The organism is Pedobacter sp. (assembly GCF_965249885.1).
In the GTDB taxonomy this organism is placed as follows: Bacteria; Bacteroidota; Bacteroidia; order Sphingobacteriales; family Sphingobacteriaceae; genus Pedobacter.
This window is the reverse complement of record NZ_OZ252254.1, coordinates 1,527,908-1,553,678: the sequence shown is the minus strand read 5'-3', so window position 1 is coordinate 1,553,678 and position 25,771 is coordinate 1,527,908. Positions and strand designations below refer to the sequence as shown.

Genomic DNA, 25,771 nt, shown 5'->3' with positions numbered 1-25,771 from the left:
TGATTGTTAAGCTACTATTATGTTTTTGAGGATTTTACGTGGGTTTTAAAGTTGGAAAAGCCGACATGCTAAATGTAAATTGTTAATGCTATTTTAAAAATTACTGAAATACTTTGAAGCCAACACCTAATTTAGCTGAATTGCCCAATTGTAAATTTTATTAGCCAATTAACATGAATCATTCTTCTGCATTACCTTTAACTACCAAAAAACATTTTGAAGTTTTAGATGGCTTAAGAGGCGTTGCAGCTCTTGCAGTAGTGGTTTTTCATTTTATGGAGATGTTTATTCCCAATCCTGAAAACGCAATAGCGCATGCTTACTTGGCAGTGGATTTTTTCTTTTGCCTTTCCGGATTTGTTATTGCGTATGCTTACGATGATCGGATGCAGCAAATGAGTATCGGCCAATTTTTCAAAGCTCGATTAATTAGATTGCATCCTTTAGTAGTTTTAGGTACCATATTGGGTCTGTTAGCTTTTGTATTTGATCCGTTTGGGAACCAATGGCAAGCCTATGGAACTGGGCAATTGTTATTACTTTTTTTAACGTCCATTTTGTTGATTCCTTATCCAATTATTGGAGAAAGAGCCTTTAATAACTTTGGTTTAAATGCTCCGGCTTGGACGCTATTTTGGGAGTACATCGCCAATATTTTATATGCACTAGTTTTACACCGCCTTAAAAGAAGGGTTATTCTAATTTTAGCTATTGTAGCAGCACTTACGTTAGTGTATGTAGCTAAGTCGGCAGGTAATATTAGTGGCGGTTGGTCGAAAGACAATTTTTGGCACGGTGGGGCTAGGGTAGCTTGTTCATTTCTATTAGGAATGTGTGTGTTTCGCTATCAATTATTTATCAAAAATCGATTTGGCTTTTTGCCATCAGCGTTGTTGCTGGCATTAGCCTTTTTTGTTCCTTTTAATGAGCACTATAACTGGCTTACTGAACCTATGCTGGTAGTGTTTTATTTTCCGTTGATTATTGCATTGGGTGCTGGCACAACTAACAGTACAAAGAGTAATTTAGTGTGTAAATTTTCAGGGGAGATTTCTTATCCACTTTATATCACGCACTATTTCGTGCTGTGGTCATTCCTTAATTATTATCAGGAAGCGCATCCAAGTAATCAAACACTTGCATGGGTAATACCAATGTTGATTTTAGGCCAAATTACCATTGCTTACTTAGCATTAAAACTTTACGATCTGCCATTGAGAAAATGGTTAAATAAAAATCTTCATTAATTTTCAAAAATATTTGAAAGTTTAGAAATTAATACTACATTTGGCTATGAAATTAGCTGAAGGTAAACAGAAATTCATTGAATCATGGGGAAGGTTGGGATCCGAATGGGGGGTTAACAGAACAATGGCACAAGTACATGCGCTTTTGCTTATTGCCCCTGAGCCGTTAACCACCGAGGAAGTGATGGAGCAACTGAATATTTCCAGAGGTAATGCTAACATGACCCTACGTGATTTGATTAACTGGGGGCTTGTTGAAAAGCAGCACAAACCCGGCGAACGTAAGGAATATTTTTTTGCTGAAAAGGATATTTGGACAGTAGCCAGACAGGTGGCTAAAGAACGTAAAAAAAGAGAGCTGGATCCCATGTTAAAAGTCTTGAATGAGTTATCGGCGGTAGAGGGAGATCAAAACGATAAGGAGTTTGCCGCTTTCAACAAATCAATAACTGATATCCACAAGCTGGCACGTAATTCCGATAAGATGATGGAAACAATGCTCAAAGCTGATGAGAGTTGGTTTTGGGGATCGATACTTAAAATTTTTAAATAAGCTATAGCAAATTAAAGCCGAAAAGGCTTTAATTTTTAACTAAAAGTTTCATTTTTTATTGAAAATTCAAAAAATTAAATCATGAAAACATTAGCCAATCATGTAATCCTATACGATGCCAACTGCCCTATGTGTCATCTTTACACAGGTGCTTTCGTTAAAACAAAAATGTTAGATAAACATGGTCGGGTGCCTTACCAACAGTTACCAGAACAATTATGCCCTTATGTTGATATGAAGCGGGCAATAAATGAAATCGCATTAGTAAACGTTAACACCGGAAAGGTTACCTACGGTGTGCAAAGTCTGCTAAAAGTGATTGGAAATGCAGTTCCATTTTTAAATCCGTTGTTCAGTTTTAAGCCATTTGTTTGGATCATGAGTAAAGCTTATGCATTAGTTTCTTATAATAGAAAAGTAATTGTGCCGGCCAAAGCAGCTCCAAATGAACTAATGCCAAGTTTTAAACTGCATTACAGGTTGCTGTATTTGATAATCAGCTGGTTGGTTGTAGCCTATGTTTTAACTGACTACGCCAAATTAATTAGTCCAGTTGTTCCTTTGGGTGGTAGCTACAGAGAGTACTTTATTTGTGGTGGGCAAATTCTTTTCCAAGGATTGGTTTGCCTGTGCTACAAACCCACCAAAGCTTGGGACTATTTAGGAAATATGATGACCATCTCACTAGCCGGAAGCCTATTGTTACTGCCCATCATTTGGATTGGCGCTATCTTCAACTTTAGTAACAATACCTACATCATTTTATTTTTAGCAACTGCTGGTTTAATGTTTTTGGAACATTTGAGGCGCTGTAGTTTATTAAGTTTAGGTTTGCTTTTAAGTGCTAGTTGGATGGTTTATCGTATGGCGGTTTTAGGTTTCATTGTGTATTAAAATTAGCTGATATGAAAAAGTTTGGAAAAATAGTTTTAACTGGAGGAAGCGGATATTTAGGAAAGGTATTGGCAAAGCACTACAGCGATTTGGCTACCGAGGTAGTCATTTTGAGCAGGCATCAAATTGCTTGCAGCGCAAACATCAGATGTGAAATTTGGGATGCCAAAACAAAAGGTAGTTGGGTTGATAGTTTAGTTGATGCTGATATGCTGATTAATTTGTGCGGTAAAAACGTTAATTGCAGATACAATGAGCAAAACAAGGCTGAAATCATCGCATCTAGGGTTACACCCACTCACTTATTAAATGCGGTGGTTAGTGAAATGCCACAGCCTCCTAAAGTTTGGATTAACGTCACCTCTGCAACTATTTATCGCCATGCGGAAGATTACCCACAAACTGAAGCCAACGGTGAGATAGGCTATGGCTTTTCTATAGAAGTTTGTAAGCAGTGGGAAGCAAGTTTTTTCGATGTTGCAACTCCTAAAACCCGCAAAGTGGCTTTGCGTATGGGCATTGTTTTTGGCAGGGCAGATGGGGCTTTCCCTCGATTATTAAACTTGGTGAAATTTGGCCTTGGTGGCAAGCAAGGTGATGGGAAACAAATGGTAAGTTGGGTGCATGAACAAGATGCTGCACTTTGTACGCAATGGATTTTGGAAAATGATATAATGAAAGGTGTGATCAATTGCACTGCGCCAAATATAGTCAGCAACGAAAGCTTGATGCAAAACATTAGAAACGCTTACGGCATTAGTTTTGGCTTACCCTGTCCCACTTGGATGTTAAGTTTGGGCGCATGGCTAATTGGTACCGAAACAGAGTTGATTTTAAAAAGTAGATGGGTTAAACCGCAGGTGTTGCTAGATAGTGGCTTCAAATTTCAATATCCTGAATTGCCTGCTGCCGTACGAGATCTGTTAAGTTTAAGGGTTTGATTGCTATTTAACCTCCTCGTAATCTACAAAATCGCCAAGGTTGTCCGTATTGCCTTTTTTCTTTTCCTTTTCGGGCATGTAGTCAATGGATATGCTACCTTCTGGACGGTTAGGGCGCTGCTGGTATTGCTGCTGTGCCTGCTGTTGCATATTTCCGAAAGCATTTCTAATTACCGCTGGAAAAATTAAACGCACCAATAACCTTATTACCCATAAAATGATAATTGCTGTGAAAAGAAAAGTTATAATAAATTTCATCTTTTTAAATCTCAGTTGTTACAAATATAGACTTAAGCCAATAGTTTTTGTTTCATCTTGCGGTTTTCATTGCAATTTCATTACAAATCAGCGGAGATGTTGTAAACTAGTTTTCCTCTACAATCTCACACACTCGTCCAATTTGTCCATCTTCTAATCGAACTTTGATACCTCTGGAATGGAACGCTGAAGAGGTCAACAAATTTTTAACTACGCCATAAGTAACGTTACCTGTCCGCTGATCTTTCTTAAGGATAATCCCAACTTCTAAACCAGGATAAATATCTTTTCTGTTTTGTCCCTGCATGTCTATTCCAATTTTCAAAATTGGGTCGAATTTAGAAATAATTATTGCTTGGGGGCTAATTTTGTATGCAATTAAGCCGTAAAGCCCATCGCATACAAAATTAAAACGCTTTTTATAGCAAAATCTTACTACTTACTTCTTTGTCGATGGTAATGTAACCCGGATATTTAACTAAGCCATTTCCAACTTTTATTGAAGGACGAATTTTTAAGGTTACCAAACCTTTTTGTTCTTTACCATTAGTAGCGCCGCCAATAAAAGCTCCAATATCATCAATCATTTTATTATCAGTTAAGAATTGATAAATATTGGCATTAATTTGAACCGGAACTTTAACGGCTTGTCCGGCACCAATGTTTACGCTTTGATTTACCGCACCGTTAAAAACTTCCTTTTTGTTAATTAGAACGATATAATCGAAGTTATTAATTGCCGCTAAAGCATTGGTTGGGTTGGTGATCTCTAAATTAAGTTGAGCTCTAAGCGGAATATCTTTTCTAAGCAGGCCTAAAGCAATACCCGGTATGCTCATGGCCTGCGTTGTTTTGCCTTCGATGATTTTTTTAACGTCAGAACCAGCGATGGTTACTCTATCTACATCCGAAATGCGGTAATCACAGTTTTCTAAAGCCTTTATTTGCTGCGCTTGTTTATTAATGCCACATGATCCCAAACCAAGGATAACGAAGCAGGCTAAAAGTAATTTTTTCATTAAAATAAGTTTTGTGTGTTGTTAAATAAGCCACAAATGCTTCTTGCTTTCCCCTCTTCCGTTAATCTACATCGCCTGAAAGTAGTTTAACATCTGTGGCTTGTAAAAATATAGTATCACTTACGCAAACAGCGTTCCATTTCTAAATCCTTTTACAAAAATTACCTAATTTAGCCATACAACCAAAATATATGAGCATCAAAAAAAATCTACTTTCCCTATTGTTCATCAGCTTATTAACACTTGCAAAAGCACAGCAAAACAGTTTCGAACGCCCGTTTAGCGCTGCTGATATAGCTCAAGGTATTGCGGGCTTATCGGTAAAAGGTAGCGTACTTTATATTGCTGCACATCCAGATGACGAGAATACCAGACTGCTAGCCTACTTAGCAAAGGAGGCCAAAGTGCGCACTGCATATTTATCTTTAACCAGAGGTGATGGCGGACAGAACTTAATTGGTAATGAGCAGGCTGAGCTTTTGGGACAAATTAGAACACAAGAACTTTTAGCTGCCAGAAAAGTAGACGGCGCTGAACAGTTTTTCAGTCGGGCAAATGATTTTGGTTTTTCTAAAACTTCAGATGAAACGTTTAAAATATGGGGTAAGGAGCAAATACTGGCAGATGCAGTTTGGATCATCAGAAAGTTTAGGCCAGACGTGATCATTACCCGCTTCCCAGAAGATAGTAGGGCTGGTCACGGTCATCATGCAGCATCGGCAATTATTGCTAGGGAAGCCTTTGTTGCTGCCGCCGACCCTAATCGGTTTCCGGAACAACTAAAAATGGGCGTTAAGGCTTGGCAGGCAAAACGAATTTTGTGGAACACCTATAATTTCGGAGGAAATAATACCACCGCTGCTAATCAGTTAAAAATTGACGTAGGCCTGTTTAACCCACTTTTGGGTCAAAGTTACGGTGAAATAGCGGCGATAAGCCGTACTAATCACAAGAGTCAGGGTTTTGGATCAACCTTGCAGCGTGGAGAAGCTATAGAATACTTTAGTCATACTGCAGGTGAGCCAGCAACAAACTCTTTATTTGATGGTTTGAACATTAAAGTTACTAATCAAGCCATACTTGATTTAATCGCTAAGATCCAATCGGGATTTGACGTAAATAAACCAGCTACCATTGTTCAAGATTTGCTTCGGTTAAAGAAATTGGCTGTAAACGAACCTGGTTTCAAACATCGGTTACTTGATGAATTGATTTTGGCCTGTACTGGTTTTTGGGCTGAAGCGGTTACTACACAACAAAGCTATGCCGTTGGCGATGAGGTGCCTTTTACCATCAATGCTATCTACAGAAATGGCGAAATTGCTCCGAAAATCAACTACTTAGCGGCAGCGCAAACGGTAGCGATGCAAAACAATAAAACGGCGACCATCAACTATCGTCTGCTTGCTGATTCGAACGCAATTGCACAACCTTACTATCTGCAAAAAGACCATCCAATAGGTTACTATAGTGTTAATAAACAGCAAGATGTTGGCTATCCAGAAAACCCGAATGCTTTGGAAGCGAAATTGGATGTAGACATTGGCGGAGAGCTGATTAGTTTGCGTCTTCCGTTAAGGTACAAATTTACAGATCCAATTAAAGGCGAGCAGTACCAGCCTTTGGTAATTGCGCCTAAAGTAACGGCTACTTTGAGCGATCAGGCCTATCTATTCCTTAACAATCAGCCAAAAAACATTGAGGTAAGTTTAAAAAGTTTTACGCAAAACGTAAGTGGTGAACTTATACCGGTTTTACCTGCCGGATGGAAAAGTAATCCTGACAAAATAGCTTTCAATTTTGCTCAAAAAGGTGAAAATAAGATAGTGACATTTAATGTTGTACCTTCCGCAAAATCAACTAACGCAACTGCCTTGAATTTGCAGGTTAAAATTAATGGACAGATGAGCAACAGAGGATATAAAGCCATCCGTTACGATCATATTCCAAACATCAATTTATTTCCAATGGCAGCCGCCAAGTTAACATTAGTCGATTTAAAAGTGGTTGGGAAACGTATTGGCTACATTGATGGCGCTGGAGATTTGGTAGCGCAAGCTTTACAGCAAGTGGGTTACGAAGTAGTACAATTAACTCCAAGCCAAATTATGTTAACTGATTTAGCATCTTATGACGCTATTGTTACTGGGGTGAGGTTTTTTAACGTGAGCGACGAGGCGAAGGAAGTATATAGCAAATTGATGGATTACGTGAAAAACGGCGGTGTTTTGTTGGAGCAGTATAACGTAAATAACGGATTAAAATCTACAAATTTTGGACCGTATCCATTTAAATTGGTGAACAAGAGAGTTACAGAAGAAGATGCGAAGGTTACGTTTACCAACGCAAATCATGCTGTGTTGAACTATCCAAATAAGATAAACCAAAAGGATTTTGAAGGATGGGTGCAGGAACGTGGATTGTATTTTGCAGATGAAATAGATGCGAAATATGAAACCGTTTTGAGTATGAGTGATACAGGCGAAGCGCCAAATGCCGGCTCGTTATTAGTTGCGAATTATGGAAAGGGTAGGTTTGTTTACACATCACTATCGTTTTTTAGGCAATTACCAGCTGGCGTACCTGGAGCGTTTAGGTTGTTCGCAAATTTATTGGCTAAGCCACAGTAGTTCGATGGAGGCGTAATTTATGACAAGGTTTTCAATAATAGGCAATATAAATTAAGATAATTACCAATATGGATGAACTCCCACCATTCGTTAAAAGCTGGAAACAGTTCTACTACCTTCTATTATTTTGGTTGGTAATCCTCATTGCTTTGTTTTACGCTTTTACTAAATATTTCGAATGAGCAGTTTAGATTGGGCGGTGTTGGCAATTACACTATTAGGCATTGTTGGCTACGGGGTGTACAAAAGTCGCGGTACTAAAAGCATGGATGCCTATTTACTGGGGAACCAAAGCATGCCTTGGTACACGGTTTGCCTTTCGGTAATGGCTACGCAGGCAAGTGCAATTACCTTTCTTTCGGCTCCGGGCTTGGCTTATTCGTCGGGTATGAGCTTTGTACAGTTTTATTTTGGTTTGCCCTTGGCGATGATTGTCTTGTGTATCACTTTTGTGCCGATTTTCCATCGTTTAAAAGTATATACTGCTTATGAATATTTGGAACAACGATTTGATTTCAAGACCAGGGCATTGACTGCATTCTTGTTTTTGGTTCAGCGAGGCCTGTCTACAGGAATCACCATTTATGCGCCGGCAATTATACTTTCTACCATCTTAAATATCAATGTTACCTACACTACCTTATTTATGGGTGGACTGGTGATATTTTATACCGTTTTTGGAGGAACAAAGGCTGTTTCTTATACGCAATTGCTGCAAATGAGCATTATTTTTTGTGGCTTGTTTGCTGCCGGGGTGATGGTGGTACATTTACTGCCTGAAAGTGTAGGCTTTGGCAAAGCGGTAAGCATTGCAGGTAAAATGGGACGTACCAATGCCATAGATTTCAATTTCAGCTGGACTAACCCATACAATGTTTGGAGCGGAGTAATTGGCGGATTTTTCTTGCAGCTATCTTATTTCGGTACTGATCAAAGTCAGGTGGGAAGGTATTTAACGGGCTCGTCGGTAGCGCAAAGCCGATTGGGTCTGTTGATGAACGGTTTAGTGAAAATACCAATGCAGTTTTTGATATTGTTAATTGGTATTCTGGTGTTTACGTTTTACCAGTACAATAAAGCTCCGCTATTTTTTAATAGTTACGAACTGCAGAAACTCGAAAAAAGCGAATACAAAGCTGAGCTGGCTCAAATTCAATTGAAGTACGACCAGCTGTTTGAGAAAAAGAAAATAGAGATTGAAAAACTGGATCAAGCACTAGCTAGTAATAACGATCAGTTAGTTGACAGGCAACGTGTGCTTGTGAAGCAATACGATGAGGACGGCAAAGGAATTAGAGAGGAGTTGACAACCTTGATAAAGAAAAACGATGAGAATGCCTCGGTTAATGATAACAATTACGTTTTCTTAAGCTTCGTTACTGAATATTTACCCAAAGGATTAATAGGATTGCTCATTGCGATTATCTTTTTGGCATCAATGGGTTCCACAGCGAGTGCCTTAAACTCGCTTGCCTCAACTACCGTGGTAGATATCTATAAAAGATTGATCAACAAGCAAGGTCAAGACCATGCTTATGTAAATGCGTCGAGGTGGGCTACCATTGGCTGGGGTTTAGTTTGTGTGATAATGGCCTTGTTTACCAGTAAAATAGGCAACCTCATTGAGTTCGTAAATATTTTAGGTTCTTTTATTTATGGGACTATTTTGGGAGTGTTCCTTGTAGCATTTTATCTGAAACGAGTGCAAAGTAAGGCGGTTTTTTATGCGGCTATTTTGGCCGAAGCGATTGTTTGTTTTTTAGGTTTCAAAGAGTTGGTGGCTTATCTGTGGCTAAACGTCGTGGGCTGTTTGGCTGTTGTTATTTTCGCATTGATTTTTCAGATGTTGACGGGTGAGAAATTAGTGCCTGTCAAGCAAGATGTTGCCAAAGTGGAGGATTAGGATTTAGATTAGAAAGTTCGTAAGTTTTCGCTCAGCGTACTTTGCGTGTACTTTAAAACTTTGCGTTAGATTTTTATGGGGTTGGTGTGTTATTTTTTAACGCAAAGTACGCAGCGTCTTCGCAAAGAAAAGAGAAGTTTTAAAGCGGAGGATTAGAATGTAGATTAAAACTTCGTAAGAGTTTGCTCTCAGCGTACTTTGCGATTACTTCAAAACTTTGCGTTAGATTTCTAATGGTTATTTGAAGTTTGGCGTGTTATTTTTTAACGCAGAGTACGCAGCGTCTTCGCAAAGAAAAGGGAAGGTAAAAAAAATGGAGAAACCCAGTTAAAGATTTCTCCACTTCTTTTAATCAGTTGAAATGACAACGAACGATTTATTTTTTCGTTTCTTCCAACAATTGAGTGTTCAAACGAATATACTCTTCGTTTTTAATTTTTGTAGCAATTTCAACACCTTCTTTTGCACTTTTAGCGGCACCGACTTTATCGCCCATTTTCAACTGCATACGGCCTTTCCAAAGTTTTACCCAAGGCGCATCAACCATTTCTTTCTCTGCCTCGTTCATCCAAGCTAACGCTGTTTTTAAATCTTTACCATTGTTAAAATAATAAAGTGCCGACTGGAAGTAAGGTTTTTTGTCTCCTTTCATTGCTTCTGCAATATTTGCCATAACCCTATCATCAAATGACGTAGTTAAGTTTACGGTCACCAACGTGTTTTCCCAAGCCAATTGTAGTTGTGCCGAAGTATCATAAACGCTTGCAAACTGGATAGTAAACGTTTCTACTTTGTCTTTTAACACTGATGGTTTTACTTTCACACGTAGCACATCATTTGCTTCGCTGTAAGTATACGCACCCCACTCTTTGGTTCCTTTGTTAAAAATGATGGTCCACTCTGTTTTACCGGGAATAGTAAATAAAGCATACTCGCCAGCTGCAAGGTCTTTGCCTTCTACTTTAACTGCCTCTGTAAATTTAACTACTGTAGCCGAATTTGCTCCTGTACGCCAAACCTTATCGTAAGGTTCAAGTGCACCAAAAATTTTACGCCCCTTTACATTTGGACGAGAATAAACCACGCTAATTTTGCCTAAGCCAAAATCTTGTGTTAAAGTTTGTGTGGTACTTGGTTGAGGAAGCTTTAAGCCTTGCGCTTGACTATTTTGTCCCAAGACAACCAATACAAATAGTACGAAAATGAGTTTGATTGATTTCATTTTTTTAAATGGTTTGATAAATTAATTTTTGAAGCAGTTTTGTGCTTGCAATGGCATAAAATTAAGTAATAATTATTTCGAGTTTATCATGCTTTTGTTATTTAGCGATCACTTGAGCTTGGTTTAGCAATTAAAGCATTGTGTTTTGGTGTGTAAATCCTATTTTGCGGCGATGGAAATTGAAAAAGTAAGTATTTTAGGCTGTGGATGGTTTGGTTTACCGTTTGCTAAACATCTGGTAGCCAAAGGTTATCAGGTTAAAGGCTCTACTACAAGCGAGCAAAAGCTAAGCGAATTAAAACATGATGGTATTGCTTCTTTTTTAATTGACCTGAACCAAAGTGGCGATTTGCCAGCCGATTTTTTCGACACTGATGTTTTGTTGGTGAATGTGCCGCCGAGGGCTAAATCAGCCGATGCGGTAAATTATGTGACCAAACTAAAACCAATTGCGGAGGCAGCGAAAGGAAAGATCAAGCACTTGGTTTTTATCAGCTCCACGGGCGTTTTTGAGGACGGCAATTTTACCGTAGATGAAACAGATTATCCGCAACCTGCTACAGAAGCCGGTAAAGTACTCTTGGAAGCAGAAAATTTATGGAAAGCCTATCCGCAGTTTTCAGTAACCATTATTCGTTTTGCTGGTTTGCTTGGTCCCGGAAGGAACTTGGCAAAGTTTTTTGCTGGCAAAACCGATATTCCTAATGGTAAAGCACCAGTAAACCTCATTACGCTGGATGATTGCATCGGCGTTTGTACGCACTTGCTGGAAACACAGAAGTTCGGTGAAATTTACCATGCTGTAGTGCCACATCATCCAAGTAGATTGGAATTTTACACCAATTTATGCGAAGTATCTGGTATGCAGCCGCCCCATTTTAAAGATGAGCTGCTGGAATGGAAACAAATTAATGCGGTTGCCCTGCCCGAAAAACTGGGCTACGTTTTTAAAGTTCAAAATTGGTTTGAATGGATGAAGCAACCAACGCTGTAACACGCTTAGCGAGGGTAACTACAATTCCTTAATCCAGTTGGAAAGATCCTCGATGGTACGTTGCTCAACGCTTGCAGGTGTTTGGTACTGCAGCATATTACCTTTCTCTTGCTGCTGACTAAACAAGTGGTTAAAATCTGGGTAGAATTTAAAGCTCACATTGGCGTTGCCGCTTAAAGCTTCTTTCCATAAATTGAAATCCGATTCTGGCACTTGGAAGTCATATCCTCCCTGCATGATGAAAATACGTTGTTTTAATTTCTTCGCAGTTTCTACTTGATTGTAATTGTTCAAATCTACCCAGTAGCTCGCAGGCAAGCCTAACAATAGCGAGTCGGGTTTCATATTATTTCCCAATTTATTGATTTTCGTTTTTTCTATCTCAGCAATAGCATTTTTTAAGTTTTGTTGCATGGCTGCGGTGGTGTCTTTACTTTGGGCTACCATGTATTTGTTTTGCTCAATGATGATGTCAGTAAGGCTTTTAGCTGGTGCTGCGGCTAAAATGATTCCTTTTAAATCTGGAGCTAACGTAGCAATACGCGGAGCCAACATACCGCCTAAGCTGTGCCCTAACACATAAATCTGTTTCTTGTCAACACCTTCAACAGTTTTGGCTAATTCGATGGCCTGTAGGGCATCGTCTAAAACTTCTTCTTTAACGGTATAAGGACCACTAAATTCGCCCGCATATAGTAGTGTACGTTTCACATATCTAACAGTAGCAATGCCATTTGCTGCTAACCCAGCAGCAATATCTTTGAAAGGCTTGTTTGGGCCAATGGTTTCGTCCATATCATTGGGTCCTGAGCCATGCACCAATACCACTATCGGAAAGCTGTTGCCATCCTTAGGCACCGTAACAACAGCCGCCAGCTGATGATTGCCAGACTTAACATACGTAGGAGTTTCTTTGAAAAGTGTTACATCAGCGTAACCTGGTGAGCGATAAGTCGCTAATTTAGGAGGTAAATGCATGCCCACCAACTTTTCAGCTTTATCAAATAGCAGTACAAAATCTTGAGCGCCATATTGAAACTCGCCACTTACTGTCACTGCATAAAACTCACCTTGATTTTTGCTGCCTGTGGCATCTAAAGCTTTCGCTTTTCCCAACTTTGATTCAATGTTGGTCCAAAACTGCTTTAAATTTTCAGCAGTAACTTTCGTTTTGCCTTCTTCAGAAAAATAGCTATGTGCTTCTTCAAATTTGCCAGCTACAAACAAATCGAAAAAATTATTGGCTTTGCCAAATAAGCTAAAAACATTTTGAGAAAAACTATGGAATGCAATTAGCATTAACAGCAACAGAAAAGCGCACTTCTTCATCAGTACAAATAGAATTAATTGGATACAAGAAAGTCAAATGTACTATTTTTTGAAAAAAATCAACGTTGTTTTTAGTTAAAAGAAGTTAAGTACAGTTGTAAGATGTTTTCGGCACATACACTCCTATACAAATGCAAATCGATTTCCAATAAAAAACCCCAGCATTACGTTGGGGTTCCTAGTTATATTTTTTCGCCTTTTTCTAGCTTTTCTTTTCTGTGCTCTTGCGATAGATAATGCAATAAGGTGTTTAACACAACAGCGTTCCAATCGTTATGCAAACTTACGTTGGTGTTCTTTTTCTTATCGTACATGTCCTGAACATGCAACACGCCTTTATCCAAGAAATATTTGATTTGGCTCCAAGGCACAATAGTTGTTTTTGTTTTGCCGAAAAACCATGTTTTGTACGACATTTCGAAGCCTTGATAATTGAACTTAGCAGCACCCACCTCCAATTGTTTTTGCTCGTTTAATTGCTCAATAAAATCATTTACCAAGTGTTTTTTTACATATTGCCATAAGCCCGACATGATATAGTAGTAAGTGTGGTCTTCCTCAAGCAACTCTTCCACTTTGCTGCTCTCAAACTGAACGCTTACGGTTTTTCCATCCTTGCTTTTTACATCAATGGTATATTTCTTTTTAATTGGTTTATTAACTGGGCCAATTAATGATACACCATATTTTACCGCGGCAACATCGTTGCAAGCAATTCGGGTTTGATTCACCTCGATAGCATCGGCTGTAATTTTTACTTTTTGTTTTGATGAAGGAATGACGATATCTACGTCGAAATTATGATGTTGCATGGGTTCGAATATACAGATATTTTAGAAATCAATGGGAGGATTTATTAAAAATTAGCTTAGCTTTTGATCAATTTAAGTTGCTTAAAACTAATGGTTAAACAACAACGGCGTTGTTAAGTTTAACTTTATTTTGTTAACTGAAAAGCGAAAGGGTTGGTGTAGATAATTGATTTGACAAGGCGTATTTAAAGATCATTAATCAGTTTGTTTTGATCTTTTGACCAACGTGGATTTTTAGCCTCGCCAATAATTTGTCGGCCGTAAATACCCGTATGGCCTGATAGAAAATAAGCTACAATACAAGCCACGGCTACATAAACCCCGCATTGACTGCCAAATAGTTCCAAGGCCATTAGCGTACATGCTAACGGTGTATTTGTAGCGCCCGCAAAAACGGCTACAAAGCCCATTCCAGCTAGTAATGCAACGGGTAATGGTAATACGACTGCTAAAGCGCTACCCAAAGTTGCGCCGATGAAAAATAAAGGTGTTACTTCGCCACCTTTAAAGCCCGCTGCTAAAGTAATTACAGTTAATGCTATTTTAATGGCAAAAGCATAAACTGGCATTTGTTGTTCAAACGAGGTTACAATAGTTGGAATACCTAAGCCAATGTATTGCGTTGTACCCATCGAATAAATGATCAGTGCTAAAACAGCTCCCCCTACTAATGGTCTAAACGGAGGATATTTAATTCGAGCCTTAAAAAACTGACCCGAAAATTTTAGTGTTTTGCTAAAGGTTGCGGCACAAATCCCGAAAACGATTCCAGCAATTACGGCGTAGCCTAAGTTTAGTAATGTGGTTGGTGGCACCGAAGGAATATGGTAAACAGTATGTTCTGCATGCCACAAATGCGTAACCTGATTGGCTAAAATTGCAGCGGCAAAAGCAGGGAAAATAGAATTATACCTCAATTTACCTACGAAAAAGAATTCCATCGCAAATATTGCTCCTGCTAATGGAGTTCCAAATACCGCTCCGAAGCCAGCTGCCACAGCCGCAATGATGAGCGTTTTTCTGTCTTCATCTGATAAGCGTAGTGGCTTGGTAAGTTGATCGGCGATGCCTCCAGCCATTTGTAGGGCGGTACCCTCCCGGCCAGCAGAACCTCCGAAAAGATGTGTAGCTATTGTTCCCAAATAAATGAAAACCGTCATTTTAAGTGGAATTTTTTGTGCAGGCTGATGAATGGTATCGATTAATAAGTTGTTTCCCCCTTCGATATCTTTACCATAATAATGATAAAGTAAGCCAATGAGCAAACCAGCTATTGGCAATAAGGCAATGAGCCACAAGTTTTGCTCACGGATTTGCGTTGCCCATTGTAAAGAGAAAAGGAAAAAGGCCGAAGCGCTACCTATTAAAATACCTAGTAAAGCAGTAATTGAAATCCACTTTGCCAAATAGGGAATAGCAGGAAATTGATTAAAAAACTTGCTAAAGCGATTGTTGCTTGCTTGCACTGGTTGTGTTTTTGTTGAAGACATACTGATCCTGATTAAATGTTAAAGCATTTATAACCAGGCGCCATCAGCTTTTTAGGGCGGTTCAAATAGGAAGACACCATTTCCTTATTACAAAGTAAACAAAAATTAAGCACAGATACACAGCTAATTTGTTTTCTTCTCGTCTTAGCCGCATTAATCCTCAAATTTCTACTGGCTCCTCTTTTCTAAATAAAAAAGAGAGCGACTTTTAGCATATTATCTGCGTATCTGTGGCTGGAACTATAGACCCAACCTGTATTTTCTTAACGTGTCCTGTGCAATATCATAGCCTGCATCAGCATGTCTTATTACGCCCATTGCTGGGTCATTGTGCAGTACTCGTTTTAATCTTTTGGCTGCATCATCTGTGCCATCTGCTACTATGACCATGCCTGCGTGTATCGAATAACCTATGCCCACGCCACCACCATGGTGCAAAGAAACCCAACTCGCACCGCCAGCGGTGTTAATCAAAGCGTTTAAAATTGGCCAATCGGCTACTGCGTCTGAGCCATCCAACATGGCCTCGGTTTCCCTATTTGGTGAAGCTACTGAGCCAGTATCCAAGTGGTCACGGCCGATTACAATTGGTGCTTTCACTTTGCCATCAGCTACTAATTTATTGAAAGCTAACCCAGCCTTTTCCCTTTCGCCTTGTCCCAACCAGCAGATGCGGGCAGGTAGGCCTTGGAAGGCAATGCGCTCTTGTGCCATGTTGATCCATCTTTTCAGGCTTTCATTTTCTGGAAAAAGTTCCAAAATCAGTTTGTCCGTTTCGTAGATGTCCTGTGGGTCGCCACTTAATGCTGCCCAGCGGAATGGACCTTTTCCTTCGCAAAACAACGGACGAATATAGGCCGGAACAAAGCCCGGGAAATCAAAGGCATTTTTGATGCCTACCTCCAATGCCCTGCCACGTAAATTGTTGCCATAGTCAAAAGTAATGGCGCCTCGTTTTTGCAACTCAAGCATTTGCTGCACATGCTTAGCCATGGTCGCATAGCTTCTTTTGGTATATTCTTCTGGAGCTTTGGTGCGTAAATCGGCAGCTTCTTCTACTGATAAACCTTCGGGAAAGTAACCAATTAACGGATCGTGTGCAGACGTTTGGTCAGTTAAGGTATCAGGCGTAATGTGTCTATCAATCAGTCTTTGCAGTAAATCCACTGCATTACAAACCACGCCGATGGAGATTGCCTTTTGTTCTTCTTTATATAACAGGGCTTTATCGATGGCTTCATCTATATCATAAGCAATTTCATCAATGTATCTTGTTTCCAAACGCTTTTTGATGCGCCATTCTTCCACGTCAGCAGCTAAGCATACCCCTTCGTTCATGGTAATAGCCAAAGGTTGTGCGCCGCCCATGCCGCCTAAGCCAGCGGTTACATTTAATTTACCTTTCAAACTCCCATCAAAATGCTTTTTTGCCAAAGCTGCATAAGTTTCGTAGGTGCCTTGCACTATGCCCTGCGAGCCAATGTAAATCCACGAACCTGCCGTCATTTGTCCATACATCATCAAACCTTTGTCTTCTAGTTCGTCAAAATGTTGTTGAGTTGCCCATTTTGGTACCAACTGCGAATTAGAAATCAAGACTCTCGGGGCATCTTTATGTGTCGGCAGCACACCTACAGGTTTTCCAGATTGGATGAGAAGTGTTTCATCTTCCTCTAAATTTTTTAAAGCTTTAATGATGAGTTCTAGGGCTTCTTTGTTTCTAGCTGCTTTTCCTCTGCCGCCGTAAACAATCAAGTCTTCAGGTCTTTCGGCAACTGCCGGATCAAGATTGTTCAATAACATACGTAAGGCGGCTTCCTGCACCCATCCTTTACAATTTAAAGTGCTACCCCTAGGAGTTTGGCTTTCTTTCAGGTTCATATATTTGGTGGTTATATTTGTTTTACTATCTAAGATGGCTTTTTGCATAGCACATTTGTATGTATAAAGACTCTCAGATGGCGTTGTTTGGTCATAGAAATCTAAAATCGTGGATTTAAATTTCAAATACCTTCATTGTTACAATTTCAAAAGTAGCGAATAATTATTATTTGATTAATTTTGTCGGACAATGCGATCTAGAAAGCGTAATTTCTTGAGACAATTTTTTGCTTTTGGCATATTGGCAGTTTTTACCCTGGCCATTACGCCTTGGGGCGCATTGCATCATCACGAAGAGGAAGCCGCTATTAACGAAAAACACTGTACGCATACTGTACACGTTAAAACATCTGCAGAGAACTGTTTAGTTTGTAAGGCGCATTTCGAAAAAAATTATACTAATGATTTTGATACCTTCCTGATTTACCTGAAGACTAATCCGATAAAGCTAATATTTAAATTGGCTGGAAAACCCTTCACCAGTATCATATCACGTTGTTTACGTGGCCCACCAAGCTTTTCATAAATCAATTTTATTTCTTGTTAATTTTTTGGCTGCCCTAAGCTGGGTCATGCTATAGATTAATTATTTATTTACTTCTCGGCTTAAGTAAGCTGGGCTATACTTTGTTTATGAAACGATCACACTTTCTAATATTATTAAGTTTATTTTTATCCATCCAAGCCTTTGCAAATACACTTGCAACCATTAAAGGAAAGGTTTTAGATGCTACAACACAAACGCCTTTAGCTGGCGCAACCCTGCATATTTCTGATTTAAAACTTTCGGTTTCTACTAATGCTAATGGCGAGTTTACCTTCAACAATCTTCCTGCAAAAGGAAAATTTTTATTAGAGGTACGTTATTTAGGTTACAAAACGTCATCTAAATTGATTGATTTATCATCTCAACAAGAGATTGTTTTTTCATTAGAACCATCGGCAATTGAAAGCGCCGAAGTGGTAATTACCGGAACTCCATTTAGTGCTAACAATAAAACTAACAGTTTGGCTGTGGTTTCTGTGAGTAGAGATAAATTGGCGCAATCTGCCGCTACGAATTTGGTAGATGCAATTGCAAAAGTGCCGGGTGTAGCCCAGGTAACTACTGGCGGCGCAATTTCGAAACCAACTATCCGCGGTTTAGGTTACAATAGAGTATTGACGATGGTTGATGGTGCCAGAGAAGAAGGACAGCAATGGGGTGATGAGCACGGCGTACAGGTTGACCAGTTTTCAGCGGCTCGAATCGAGGTGTTGAAAGGTCCGGCAAGTTTGCTTTACGGTTCAGACGCGTTGGGCGGTGTAATTAATATCATTGACGATCTGGTTCCTGCTGAAGGAACTTACAATGGGAGTTTTACCACCAATTACAACACCAATGGTGGCTTAACAGCGTCTTCTTTAATGATGCAAGGGAATACTAACGGTTTTGTTTACCGCGGCCGTGTTTCGTATAAAAATTCCTATGGTTTCGGTTACAAAGGTCATGTAGTACCAAATGCTGGCTTTAACGAAATCAATACTAGCGCCATGTTGGGTTTAAACAAAACTTGGGGTTATACACATTTGAGTTTATCTCGCTTTGCAACAAATATTGGATTAGTTGAAGAAGGGCCTGATGATAATGGCAACTACTTGGATGAAGATGGAAACGTAATTAGCAACAAAGAGGCAAAAAGCAGAAGCTTGAACCTTCCTTTCCAAAATATCAACCACTATCGTGCAGCTTTAAATAGCAACATTTTAATTGGCGGCGGGCAATTGAAATCTACGCTTGCTTTTCAGCGTAACATCAGAAAAGAATTTGAAGAGAGTAAGGATGAGCCAGGATTAAATTTAGGCTTAAACTCCTACACTTACGATGTGAAATATTCTTTTGCTAACGATGGTAAATGGGAGCCAACTATTGGCTTGCAGGGAATGTACCAAACCAACGTAAATAGTGGTGAAGAATTTTTGGTGCCTGATTATAACAGCAATAACATTGGTGCTTTTGCTTACTTAAAACGTAATTTCGAAAATGGTGCAATCAATGCTGGTGTGCGTTACGACTATAAAAAGATAGATGGTAAGGATTTGTTTGAAGATCACGGCGACCACCAAGACCAAATCTTTAGTGCATTTAACAACAGTTTTTCAAATTTAACGGGCTCATTAGGTTTCGCTTTTGATATTGCTAAAAATTTAAACTTAAAAGGAAATATTGGTTCGGGTTTTAGAGCGCCAAATATTGCCGAGCTAGGGGCTAATGGTAAACATGAAGGTACCTTCAGATACGAAATTGGCAACAGTGCCCTGAAACAAGAAACTAGCTTGCAGTTTGATCTAGGCTTAACTTATCAAGCAGAGAACATCACTTTAGGCTTAAATGCTTACAGTAATAAAATTTACAATTATATTTATTTGAGCAATCTAAACAGCGAAACTATTTCAGCTACCGACCATGATGGCAATAGCGAAACATTGCCAGTTTATCGCTATTTACAAACTGATGCAAATTTAGTTGGTGGCGAGGCTTCGGTAGATTTTCACCTGATTAAAGCCTTGCACTTTGAAAATACTTTTGCGTATGTAAAAGGAACAAACAATGCTACCAATTCGCCTTTGCCATTTATTCCGGCAGCTAGTTTAAATAATGAAATTAGGTTTGAGCCTAGCATTAAAGGTTTAAACGATAGTTTTATCAAAGTTGGGTTAACTAACGTATTTAAACAAGATAGGATTGATCAGTTTGAAACAGAAACTGATGGCTACACTTTGTTGGATGCCGGAGTTGGCACCTCGTTTAAAACTAAAAGAGGAAAATTAAATGTTTGGATTACCGGGCAAAACTTAACAAATAAGCTTTATTACAATCACTTAAGTCGTTACAAGTTAGCGGGTATTTTCAATCCAGGCCGCAATGTAAGCTTTGGAATTAGCTTGCCGTTGTAGGAAACTCTATCCAAAGTACTGATGAAAGACTTACGAAGGTTTCAAACCTTCGTAAGTCTTTTTTATTTGTTAACTATTTTACTCGAGTGAGTTTGATAGACATTGTTTTTACTTCCTTACCATCTTTGGTATCGAACATGTCCATTAGCTGAATATTATCATCTGCAAAGGTCAATGTTTCCCTAACCTTCATCACCTTGCCGGTCACAACGTCTGTAGCGCTACCCATTGAGGTAAGCATTTTAGTTGATTCTTTAAAAGTGCCTTCTAAGTACATTACCCCGGTACCCATGTTGTCCATCCAAGTACTTACATAAACTTTTTTTGCATTGTCATAACCTGTAGTGCCCACGCCTTCGAAAGGCATGCCATCAATTTGACCTTTATAGGTTGACTGCTGATAACGCCCACCTAAAATCATTTTGGTTTCTGCTTTGATGCCCGTGTTAGTAGATACGATTTCACCGCTAGGCGAATAAAACGTAATTTCAGCATTCCAGTTTCCTACCGATTGCGCCAGCATTTGATGCTCATTGCCGGGTTTCATATACGTTTCCCAAGCTTTAGCCGCAGTTGCCGAATCAATAGGTTTGGTTTGTGTAGTATCAACCATGTTGGTCATAGTATCAACTTTCATACTGTCTGTAGCTGCAGCTTTATCTTTTGTATCGTTGCTGCAGGCACTGGCTAGCAGCAATAATACACCTGCTGCCATCACTGAATTTCTCATTGCTTAAAAATTAGTTTAGATCTGGGTTAATTATTATGATTAACAAGATAGCCAAAACTTTAGTTTTAGTAAAAAAGAAATGAGGAGCTCAATTAAAAAGTGGCGGTTAACTATTTCTGAGTTCGTCTATTTTTTGCTGTGTTTTAATACTGATTCTAGTGTCCTGTATTTGATCAGCAACTGCAATTTCGGCATCTCGATCCTTATCTGATAAGTGAACCTGTACTTTCTCTGCATTTTCTATCGCATGGTCATAAGAACCTCTGGCACTCATCAGTTTCACAAAAACTGGCAAACACTCAAAAAAGATGAACAATAATCCGATAAAGGTAATCGCCAGTGAAGTGTTAAAATCCTTCGAGCCATCGGGATTGAAGCTTAATTGGCCAAGCGCCCAGTTTCTATCCGCAAAACCTGCAATGTTTGCTAAGCTATCCAGCTGTTTTGAGGTATATAATTTTTCGCTCATTAAACCGTCGAACTGTTTTCTGCCATCAACAAATTTTTCCATTTTTCTGATATCGGCATTCAGTGTATCTAAGTTTTGCTGACGTTGTTTGAGTTCGCTTTCCTTACGTTTAGCATAAGGTCCGTAGCCCATTACGCCCGAAGTTTCGGTGGTTTTATTTCCGAAAATCTCGTAATTTAATTTTTGTCTATCGCTTTTAATCCCAGAAGCTAAAGAATCTCTTTGCGCTTTAAGATCGTTTAGTTTGCCAATTTCTATGGTGTATTTTTTGTCGAAGGCTTTGTTTAGCGTGTCAATTTTGGAGCGTTGTCCATTGAGGTAGCTTACTTTCAGCTTCTCCTTGATCTCCTTGTCAAATATTTTCAGTTCTAGTGGCCTAGATATGACCATGCCAATCATGATGGCAAGTAAAATACGAGGAGTGGCTTGTAGCAATTGTTTGTTGGTGCTTGCGTTTTTATCCAAACTCCCTACAATATAGCGGTCCATGTTGAAGATAGCCAAACCCCAAATCAAGCCGAAAAATAAAGAAAACAGCCAAGCAAAATCTCCCCCTTTAAAAACAAAATACATGGCGTAACCGCCTGATAGAGCAGCAAACAAACCAGTAAAAAATATTGTGGCGCCAATGCCCATGTATTTGTTATGATCAGTTGGATGTTTTTCGAGCGTAGCTAGGTGAGCGCCGGCACAAAACCAAAGAAAGCGGGAAATGCGGTTCATGATAACCAAATTAAATAATCTATCATTAAACGACTGGCGAAGTTAAATGTTACAGTAGCCGGAAAATAAAATCTGTATAGGTTTCTACATCACATCAAAAAGTAAAAATAGCTTCGCAGGATTGCACTTAAGTTTATTAATGCCGTAATTCGTATCTTTGGTAATATCAAACTTAATACAATGAAAGAAGTTACAGTACAAGAATTAAAGCAAAAAATAGATAATAAAGAGCCATTTCAATTGATCGATGTTAGAGAAACATTCGAATACGAAACCTCTAACTTAGATGGATTGAATATCCCTCTAGGTGGCATTTTAATTGAGGCTGATCAAATTGACAGAGACAAACCAGTTATTGTGCAATGCAGAAGTGGCAAGCGCAGTGCTGCCGCAATTATGCAGTTAGAGCAGGTGCACGGTTTTGATAATTTATATAACTTAAAAGGTGGTATTTTAGCTTGGCAAGAAGCTTTTGACCCGAACATGCCAGTTTACTAATTTGAATGATTGAATTTTGGATGATAAAAGGATTACGTACCTAATGGTATTCGTTAATTCAAAATTCAATCAAGCCATTAAAATATGAAGAAGAAAATTTTGCTTAATGCATTTTACAACCTTGCGTTGATTATGTGCATTTTGGGTGCAATTTGGGCATATGAAAATAATAGTCCGTTAGTTTCCATTTTTCTAGTTGCCGCCCTTGCCGCTTTTCTTTATTTTAAAATAAAGCTTATTAAAGCACTTAAGCAAGAGTTTAAATCAGGCCCTCGAAAATGAGAGCGCCTACAATCTGCTTCCGCTTTCGGTAGCTTTTGATTATAGGCAATTTTAGAAGAAAACTTTTTTAATTTTTTTTAATCCACCCTGCCATTATCTGTTGGCTAGGGTGGCTTGTAATTTGGCTGAAGGCTTAAGGTAGAAAAGCCTTTTACAACCTGACCTCACTCAATTTTTCTAATCAATTAAGGTTGTTTTTCATGGGAATAATGTAGGATGGTGAAACTAAAATAATTACTCTTTGACGTTATGTAAAGAACTTTCACCCTAAATTTAATATAGGGTAAATTTGGTTAATACAGAGGTTACTCTTCTATTCTCTTAAATGAAAAGTAAAGAATAATATTCTTAAATTTTTGATTTTGAGTGTTTTGTAGAAATGCTTCCTAGAAGCGAGCCATTAAGCGATACTCAAATTTGCTTTGGCATTTATTCTTTCTTTGTTTAAAATATCGGCGCTAGCACGCCAGTTCCAAATCAGTATCGGAGACGTCATTACGCATGTAAGCTACTGCAAATCGTAAGCCTTCATCGCTGCCTTTCTCAAAAATTTCCGAAGCTAACGTAACGATGTCTCTCAGCGGAACTTTAAAGATGATACTCAATTTATGTAACTTCATAATATCAATACTTACACGCCCGTTTTCAATATTGGCCAGCGTGGCCACCGTTACGTTAAGTTTTTTGGCTACAAACTCCTGCTTGTAATTAAGGTGCTCTCTGAAAGCTTTGATAACTTTCCCGACTGCTTTTTTCATAGATTTTAGTTTTTAGGTGTAAAGCTAATATACCATGAACTTTAAATGATTTGCAAATTTTACCCTAAATTTTTTATAGGGCAGTTTTTTTTGAGCACATGTTTAAAAGCTATATTTTGGCCAAGCAGAAAATAATGGCAGCCGTGCAGCAATAAAATGCTTTTTTAAGAGTTATAACTCACACAGAAAATTGGGAACCCAAAAATCTGCTATCAACCTACGAAAAATTACATCCTATGAATAAAACCTTAGCCGCACTTTGTGTGCTACTTCTATGCATTGGCTTTAAGAGTTTCAGCCAAAATCAACCAACGCCAAACCGAATCCGTTTGGGTTATTTAGTAACAAGTAACATCAATTTTTTTAGCACTGAGAATTCAACTACAGATTTTAAAACAGATATTGGTTGGGGTTTAGGCGTTGTTTCTGTTTTAAATTTAAATCAATCGCTAACGCTAAGTTTAGCGCCAACGTTAAATTTTGAAAGTCACACGTTAGTTGATAAGGCTACTAATGCTACCTTGCAATTAAAAGATCAAAATTTGACCATTCCATTAAAACTCGATATCAAGCTTTTTAAAAATTTCTCTTTAATTAATGGTATTGAATATTTGATGGTGCAAAGCAAACAAAAGGAAGAAATTAAATTGATTAGGGATAATTTTTTAGTATCGGTAGGTGTTGCTTACGCTCTTAAGTTTAAATATTTTACGGCCGTTCCTGAAGTTTCTTACCGCATAGGTTTGAATAATGCAATAGAAGAAAGTGCATTGAACAGTTACGAAGTAAGAAGACGTGCTGTGAGCATCGGTGTTAAAATAATGTAGAATATTTTTTTAATGTCCGTAATTTCTAATAAGCCGATTTTTTAAGCGTTTTGTCATTCCGACGTTAGGAGGAATCTATACTTTGGCAATTGCTGGAATAGGTTCTTGAAATTCTTAAGAATGACAAAATGCAAATTATGCCTAATAACGGACAATCAAAGTATTTTTTTACCTAGAACTAACTATCTCGCTATACGTATAAAAATGATATAGCGAGTCATCATCACTACCTACCTTATGATTAATATTTCAGAAAATGCAATAGCTCACCTGCATCAAACACGTGTGAGAAGTCAACTCATTTATATCGTAGTTTTGCTTGCTGTTTCTGCAACATTTGTTTCTCTGCCATTTATATACACTTCTGTAAGTGTTAAAGGACAAGGAATTTTGCAGAGCGGTATAGAAAAAGTCGAATTGTTATCTCCTGCTAATGGCCGATTGATTTCGGTGAATTTGAGAGACAACCAAAAGGTGAAAAAAGGAGAAAAGCTGCTCATACTTGACGCTGGCCTACCTGCACAACAAAACCAGTTGCTAAACGAGCATACAACAGATTTAAATGCAAAGCTATCTGATGCTAAAAATCTTTTAAAAAATGCACAAATTCATCAATTAAGAACCGCTTCTTATCGAGCTAGCTGGCAAGAATATCAAACTCAGTTGGCAAAGGCTAAAATCGAAACAGAGCAAGCGTATAGAGTTTATCAGCGTTACCAGATACTCTATAATAAGCAAGCGGTTACACTTGCAGAATATGAGCAATATAAGTTCAACTATGAACAGGCTTTGAGTGGTCAAGAAATTATCCGTAAAAGATATAAAAGCCAATGGAACAATGAAGCTAATCAGTGGAATAATGAGCTTCGTGATCTTAAGAATCAGCAAGTTCAATTGAGGGAGCAGGAAAAGCAGTACACTTTAAAGGCTACTATTGATGGGTCTATCCAAAACCTCACCGGACTGCAAGTTGGGGCTTTTATTTATGCGAATCAAAAAATAGGGGAAATAAGTCCGGACAGCGCTTTAGTTGCCTTTTGCTATGTTAAACCAAGCGATATTGGCTTAATTAAAAAATTGCAGGCAGTTCGCTTCCAAATTGATGCTTTTAACTATAACCAGTGGGGAATGGTAATGGGTAAGGTAATTGATATTTCTGATGATGTTATTGTGCAAAATCAAACTCCGTTCTTCAAAGTAAAATGTGTACTCGATAAAGATTATTTGCAGTTAAAGAATGGTTATAAAGGGTACATCAAGAAAGGGATGACTTTTAATGCCAATTTTTTAGTAGCTGAGCGCAGCCTATATCAACTATTATATGATAAAGCAGATAATTGGCTAAATCCCAAAAAATAAAAATACATCTAAATC

Annotated in this window: 24 protein-coding genes and 1 riboswitch; of the genes, 13 read left to right on the top strand and 11 right to left on the bottom strand. The window is 38.6% G+C overall.

Annotated features, from left to right (window positions below):
* The first annotated feature begins 173 nt into the window (after positions 1-173).
* The 4 genes from ACY2A0_RS06565 (at position 174) to ACY2A0_RS06550 (ending at position 3,635) form a co-directional block, all read left to right on the top strand.
* Complete coding sequence (locus tag ACY2A0_RS06565) at positions 174-1,247, top strand: acyltransferase family protein (protein ID WP_461788768.1); 1,074 nt, start codon at positions 174-176, stop codon at positions 1,245-1,247.
* 46 nt (positions 1,248-1,293) lie between these two features.
* The gene (locus tag ACY2A0_RS06560) at positions 1,294-1,800 is read left to right on the top strand and encodes a GbsR/MarR family transcriptional regulator (RefSeq protein ID WP_461788767.1); all 507 of its coding nucleotides are present in this window, start codon (positions 1,294-1,296) and stop codon (positions 1,798-1,800) included.
* A gap of 81 nt (positions 1,801-1,881) precedes the next feature.
* Positions 1,882-2,694 (top strand): thiol-disulfide oxidoreductase DCC family protein, encoded by an 813-nt coding sequence (locus tag ACY2A0_RS06555; RefSeq protein ID WP_461788766.1) that lies wholly within the window; start codon positions 1,882-1,884, stop codon positions 2,692-2,694.
* 11 nt (positions 2,695-2,705) lie between these two features.
* Entirely contained in the window at positions 2,706-3,635 is a 930-nt protein-coding gene (locus ACY2A0_RS06550; RefSeq protein WP_461788765.1) for a TIGR01777 family oxidoreductase, read from the top strand.
* Positions 3,636-3,638: 3 nt separating this feature from the next.
* On the opposite strand, the gene ACY2A0_RS06545 is transcribed toward ACY2A0_RS06550, so the two are convergent.
* The 3 genes from ACY2A0_RS06545 to ACY2A0_RS06535 all read right to left on the bottom strand — a co-directional run bounded on the left by ACY2A0_RS06545 (position 3,639) and on the right by ACY2A0_RS06535 (position 4,912).
* Complete coding sequence (locus ACY2A0_RS06545) at positions 3,639-3,893, bottom strand: DUF4834 family protein (RefSeq protein WP_461788764.1); 255 nt, start codon at positions 3,891-3,893, stop codon at positions 3,639-3,641.
* A gap of 106 nt (positions 3,894-3,999) precedes the next feature.
* The gene (locus ACY2A0_RS06540) at positions 4,000-4,200 is read right to left on the bottom strand and encodes a YwbE family protein (protein ID WP_113638409.1); all 201 of its coding nucleotides are present in this window, start codon (positions 4,198-4,200) and stop codon (positions 4,000-4,002) included.
* 112 nt (positions 4,201-4,312) lie between these two features.
* Entirely contained in the window at positions 4,313-4,912 is a 600-nt protein-coding gene (locus tag ACY2A0_RS06535; protein WP_427527653.1) for a hypothetical protein, read from the bottom strand.
* Between the two features lie 191 nt (positions 4,913-5,103).
* Here ACY2A0_RS06535 and ACY2A0_RS06530 point away from each other — a divergent pair, with 191 nt between their 5' ends.
* Together ACY2A0_RS06530 and ACY2A0_RS06525 are read left to right on the top strand one after the other, a co-directional pair.
* Entirely contained in the window at positions 5,104-7,542 is a 2,439-nt protein-coding gene (locus tag ACY2A0_RS06530) for a PIG-L family deacetylase (protein ID WP_461788763.1), read from the top strand.
* A 178-nt stretch (positions 7,543-7,720) separates the two neighbouring features.
* Entirely contained in the window at positions 7,721-9,445 is a 1,725-nt protein-coding gene (locus tag ACY2A0_RS06525) for a sodium:solute symporter family protein (RefSeq protein ID WP_461788762.1), read from the top strand.
* Between the two features lie 376 nt (positions 9,446-9,821).
* Here the strand turns inward: ACY2A0_RS06525 and ACY2A0_RS06520 are convergent, their stop codons facing one another.
* A complete protein-coding gene (locus ACY2A0_RS06520; RefSeq protein ID WP_461788761.1) occupies positions 9,822-10,667 on the bottom strand; it encodes a DUF2911 domain-containing protein in 846 nt (281 codons plus the stop codon).
* Positions 10,668-10,839: 172 nt separating this feature from the next.
* Here ACY2A0_RS06520 and ACY2A0_RS06515 point away from each other — a divergent pair, with 172 nt between their 5' ends.
* The gene (locus tag ACY2A0_RS06515) at positions 10,840-11,661 is read left to right on the top strand and encodes an SDR family oxidoreductase (RefSeq protein WP_461788760.1); all 822 of its coding nucleotides are present in this window, start codon (positions 10,840-10,842) and stop codon (positions 11,659-11,661) included.
* Between the two features lie 18 nt (positions 11,662-11,679).
* Here the strand turns inward: ACY2A0_RS06515 and ACY2A0_RS06510 are convergent, their stop codons facing one another.
* The 4 genes from ACY2A0_RS06510 to hutU form a co-directional block, all read right to left on the bottom strand.
* On the bottom strand, positions 11,680-12,990 hold the full coding sequence (locus ACY2A0_RS06510) for an alpha/beta fold hydrolase (RefSeq protein WP_461788759.1): 1,311 nt from the start codon (positions 12,988-12,990) through the stop codon (positions 11,680-11,682).
* A gap of 182 nt (positions 12,991-13,172) precedes the next feature.
* On the bottom strand, positions 13,173-13,802 hold the full coding sequence (locus ACY2A0_RS06505) for a hypothetical protein (RefSeq protein ID WP_461788758.1): 630 nt from the start codon (positions 13,800-13,802) through the stop codon (positions 13,173-13,175).
* Between the two features lie 185 nt (positions 13,803-13,987).
* A complete protein-coding gene (locus tag ACY2A0_RS06500; protein ID WP_461788757.1) occupies positions 13,988-15,292 on the bottom strand; it encodes a voltage-gated chloride channel family protein in 1,305 nt (434 codons plus the stop codon).
* A 27-nt stretch (positions 15,293-15,319) separates the two neighbouring features.
* Positions 15,320-15,385, bottom strand: a riboswitch (Fluoride riboswitch).
* A 147-nt stretch (positions 15,386-15,532) separates the two neighbouring features.
* Positions 15,533-17,221 (bottom strand): urocanate hydratase, encoded by a 1,689-nt coding sequence (gene hutU, locus ACY2A0_RS06495; protein ID WP_461788756.1) that lies wholly within the window; start codon positions 17,219-17,221, stop codon positions 15,533-15,535.
* 142 nt (positions 17,222-17,363) lie between these two features.
* On the opposite strand from hutU, the gene ACY2A0_RS06490 reads away from it, so the two are divergent.
* Positions 17,364-17,699 (top strand): hypothetical protein, encoded by a 336-nt coding sequence (locus tag ACY2A0_RS06490; protein WP_461791296.1) that lies wholly within the window; start codon positions 17,364-17,366, stop codon positions 17,697-17,699.
* A 107-nt stretch (positions 17,700-17,806) separates the two neighbouring features.
* The gene (locus ACY2A0_RS06485) at positions 17,807-20,110 is read left to right on the top strand and encodes a TonB-dependent receptor (RefSeq protein ID WP_461788754.1); all 2,304 of its coding nucleotides are present in this window, start codon (positions 17,807-17,809) and stop codon (positions 20,108-20,110) included.
* Positions 20,111-20,183: 73 nt separating this feature from the next.
* Here the strand turns inward: ACY2A0_RS06485 and ACY2A0_RS06480 are convergent, their stop codons facing one another.
* Both ACY2A0_RS06480 and ACY2A0_RS06475 read right to left on the bottom strand, forming a co-directional pair.
* A complete protein-coding gene (locus ACY2A0_RS06480) occupies positions 20,184-20,840 on the bottom strand; it encodes a DUF1579 domain-containing protein (protein ID WP_461788753.1) in 657 nt (218 codons plus the stop codon).
* Positions 20,841-20,946: 106 nt separating this feature from the next.
* On the bottom strand, positions 20,947-22,032 hold the full coding sequence (locus tag ACY2A0_RS06475) for a DUF4407 domain-containing protein (RefSeq protein WP_427527675.1): 1,086 nt from the start codon (positions 22,030-22,032) through the stop codon (positions 20,947-20,949).
* A 180-nt stretch (positions 22,033-22,212) separates the two neighbouring features.
* Here ACY2A0_RS06475 and ACY2A0_RS06470 point away from each other — a divergent pair, with 180 nt between their 5' ends.
* Both ACY2A0_RS06470 and ACY2A0_RS06465 read left to right on the top strand, forming a co-directional pair.
* Positions 22,213-22,530: a rhodanese-like domain-containing protein gene (locus ACY2A0_RS06470; protein ID WP_461788752.1), complete on the top strand. Its 318-nt coding sequence runs from the start codon at positions 22,213-22,215 to the stop codon at positions 22,528-22,530.
* An 84-nt stretch (positions 22,531-22,614) separates the two neighbouring features.
* Positions 22,615-22,812: a DUF6358 family protein gene (locus ACY2A0_RS06465; RefSeq protein WP_461788751.1), complete on the top strand. Its 198-nt coding sequence runs from the start codon at positions 22,615-22,617 to the stop codon at positions 22,810-22,812.
* A gap of 458 nt (positions 22,813-23,270) precedes the next feature.
* Here ACY2A0_RS06465 and ACY2A0_RS06460 read toward each other — a convergent pair whose 3' ends face one another.
* Positions 23,271-23,570 carry a helix-turn-helix transcriptional regulator gene (locus ACY2A0_RS06460; protein WP_461788750.1) on the bottom strand — a complete coding sequence of 100 codons (300 nt, stop codon included), beginning with the start codon at positions 23,568-23,570 and terminating at the stop codon, positions 23,271-23,273.
* A gap of 236 nt (positions 23,571-23,806) precedes the next feature.
* Between ACY2A0_RS06460 and ACY2A0_RS06455 the strand changes: the two genes are divergently transcribed.
* Together ACY2A0_RS06455 and ACY2A0_RS06450 are read left to right on the top strand one after the other, a co-directional pair.
* A complete protein-coding gene (locus ACY2A0_RS06455) occupies positions 23,807-24,397 on the top strand; it encodes a hypothetical protein (protein ID WP_461788749.1) in 591 nt (196 codons plus the stop codon).
* Between the two features lie 237 nt (positions 24,398-24,634).
* A complete protein-coding gene (locus ACY2A0_RS06450) occupies positions 24,635-25,756 on the top strand; it encodes an HlyD family secretion protein (RefSeq protein WP_461788748.1) in 1,122 nt (373 codons plus the stop codon).
* Positions 25,757-25,771: the final 15 nt, after the last annotated feature.

Bases quoted from the DNA above. Each gene is read 5' to 3' on its own strand.
- ACY2A0_RS06565 (WP_461788768.1), top strand. From the start codon at position 174: ATGAATCATTCTTCTGCATTACCTTTAACTACCAAAAAACATTTTGAA.
- ACY2A0_RS06560 (WP_461788767.1), top strand. From the start codon at position 1,294: ATGAAATTAGCTGAAGGTAAACAGAAATTCATTGAATCATGGGGAAGG.
- ACY2A0_RS06555 (WP_461788766.1), top strand. From the start codon at position 1,882: ATGAAAACATTAGCCAATCATGTAATCCTATACGATGCCAACTGCCCT.
- ACY2A0_RS06550 (WP_461788765.1), top strand. From the start codon at position 2,706: ATGAAAAAGTTTGGAAAAATAGTTTTAACTGGAGGAAGCGGATATTTA.
- ACY2A0_RS06545 (WP_461788764.1), bottom strand. From the start codon at position 3,893: ATGAAATTTATTATAACTTTTCTTTTCACAGCAATTATCATTTTATGG.
- ACY2A0_RS06540 (WP_113638409.1), bottom strand. From the start codon at position 4,200: ATGCAGGGACAAAACAGAAAAGATATTTATCCTGGTTTAGAAGTTGGG.
- ACY2A0_RS06535 (WP_427527653.1), bottom strand. From the start codon at position 4,912: ATGAAAAAATTACTTTTAGCCTGCTTCGTTATCCTTGGTTTGGGATCA.
- ACY2A0_RS06530 (WP_461788763.1), top strand. From the start codon at position 5,104: ATGAGCATCAAAAAAAATCTACTTTCCCTATTGTTCATCAGCTTATTA.
- ACY2A0_RS06525 (WP_461788762.1), top strand. From the start codon at position 7,721: ATGAGCAGTTTAGATTGGGCGGTGTTGGCAATTACACTATTAGGCATT.
- ACY2A0_RS06520 (WP_461788761.1), bottom strand. From the start codon at position 10,667: ATGAAATCAATCAAACTCATTTTCGTACTATTTGTATTGGTTGTCTTG.
- ACY2A0_RS06515 (WP_461788760.1), top strand. From the start codon at position 10,840: ATGGAAATTGAAAAAGTAAGTATTTTAGGCTGTGGATGGTTTGGTTTA.
- ACY2A0_RS06510 (WP_461788759.1), bottom strand. From the start codon at position 12,990: ATGAAGAAGTGCGCTTTTCTGTTGCTGTTAATGCTAATTGCATTCCAT.
- ACY2A0_RS06505 (WP_461788758.1), bottom strand. From the start codon at position 13,802: ATGCAACATCATAATTTCGACGTAGATATCGTCATTCCTTCATCAAAA.
- ACY2A0_RS06500 (WP_461788757.1), bottom strand. From the start codon at position 15,292: ATGTCTTCAACAAAAACACAACCAGTGCAAGCAAGCAACAATCGCTTT.
- hutU (WP_461788756.1), bottom strand. From the start codon at position 17,221: ATGCAAAAAGCCATCTTAGATAGTAAAACAAATATAACCACCAAATAT.
- ACY2A0_RS06490 (WP_461791296.1), top strand. From the start codon at position 17,364: ATGCGATCTAGAAAGCGTAATTTCTTGAGACAATTTTTTGCTTTTGGC.
- ACY2A0_RS06485 (WP_461788754.1), top strand. From the start codon at position 17,807: ATGAAACGATCACACTTTCTAATATTATTAAGTTTATTTTTATCCATC.
- ACY2A0_RS06480 (WP_461788753.1), bottom strand. From the start codon at position 20,840: ATGAGAAATTCAGTGATGGCAGCAGGTGTATTATTGCTGCTAGCCAGT.
- ACY2A0_RS06475 (WP_427527675.1), bottom strand. From the start codon at position 22,032: ATGAACCGCATTTCCCGCTTTCTTTGGTTTTGTGCCGGCGCTCACCTA.
- ACY2A0_RS06470 (WP_461788752.1), top strand. From the start codon at position 22,213: ATGAAAGAAGTTACAGTACAAGAATTAAAGCAAAAAATAGATAATAAA.
- ACY2A0_RS06465 (WP_461788751.1), top strand. From the start codon at position 22,615: ATGAAGAAGAAAATTTTGCTTAATGCATTTTACAACCTTGCGTTGATT.
- ACY2A0_RS06460 (WP_461788750.1), bottom strand. From the start codon at position 23,570: ATGAAAAAAGCAGTCGGGAAAGTTATCAAAGCTTTCAGAGAGCACCTT.
- ACY2A0_RS06455 (WP_461788749.1), top strand. From the start codon at position 23,807: ATGAATAAAACCTTAGCCGCACTTTGTGTGCTACTTCTATGCATTGGC.
- ACY2A0_RS06450 (WP_461788748.1), top strand. From the start codon at position 24,635: ATGATTAATATTTCAGAAAATGCAATAGCTCACCTGCATCAAACACGT.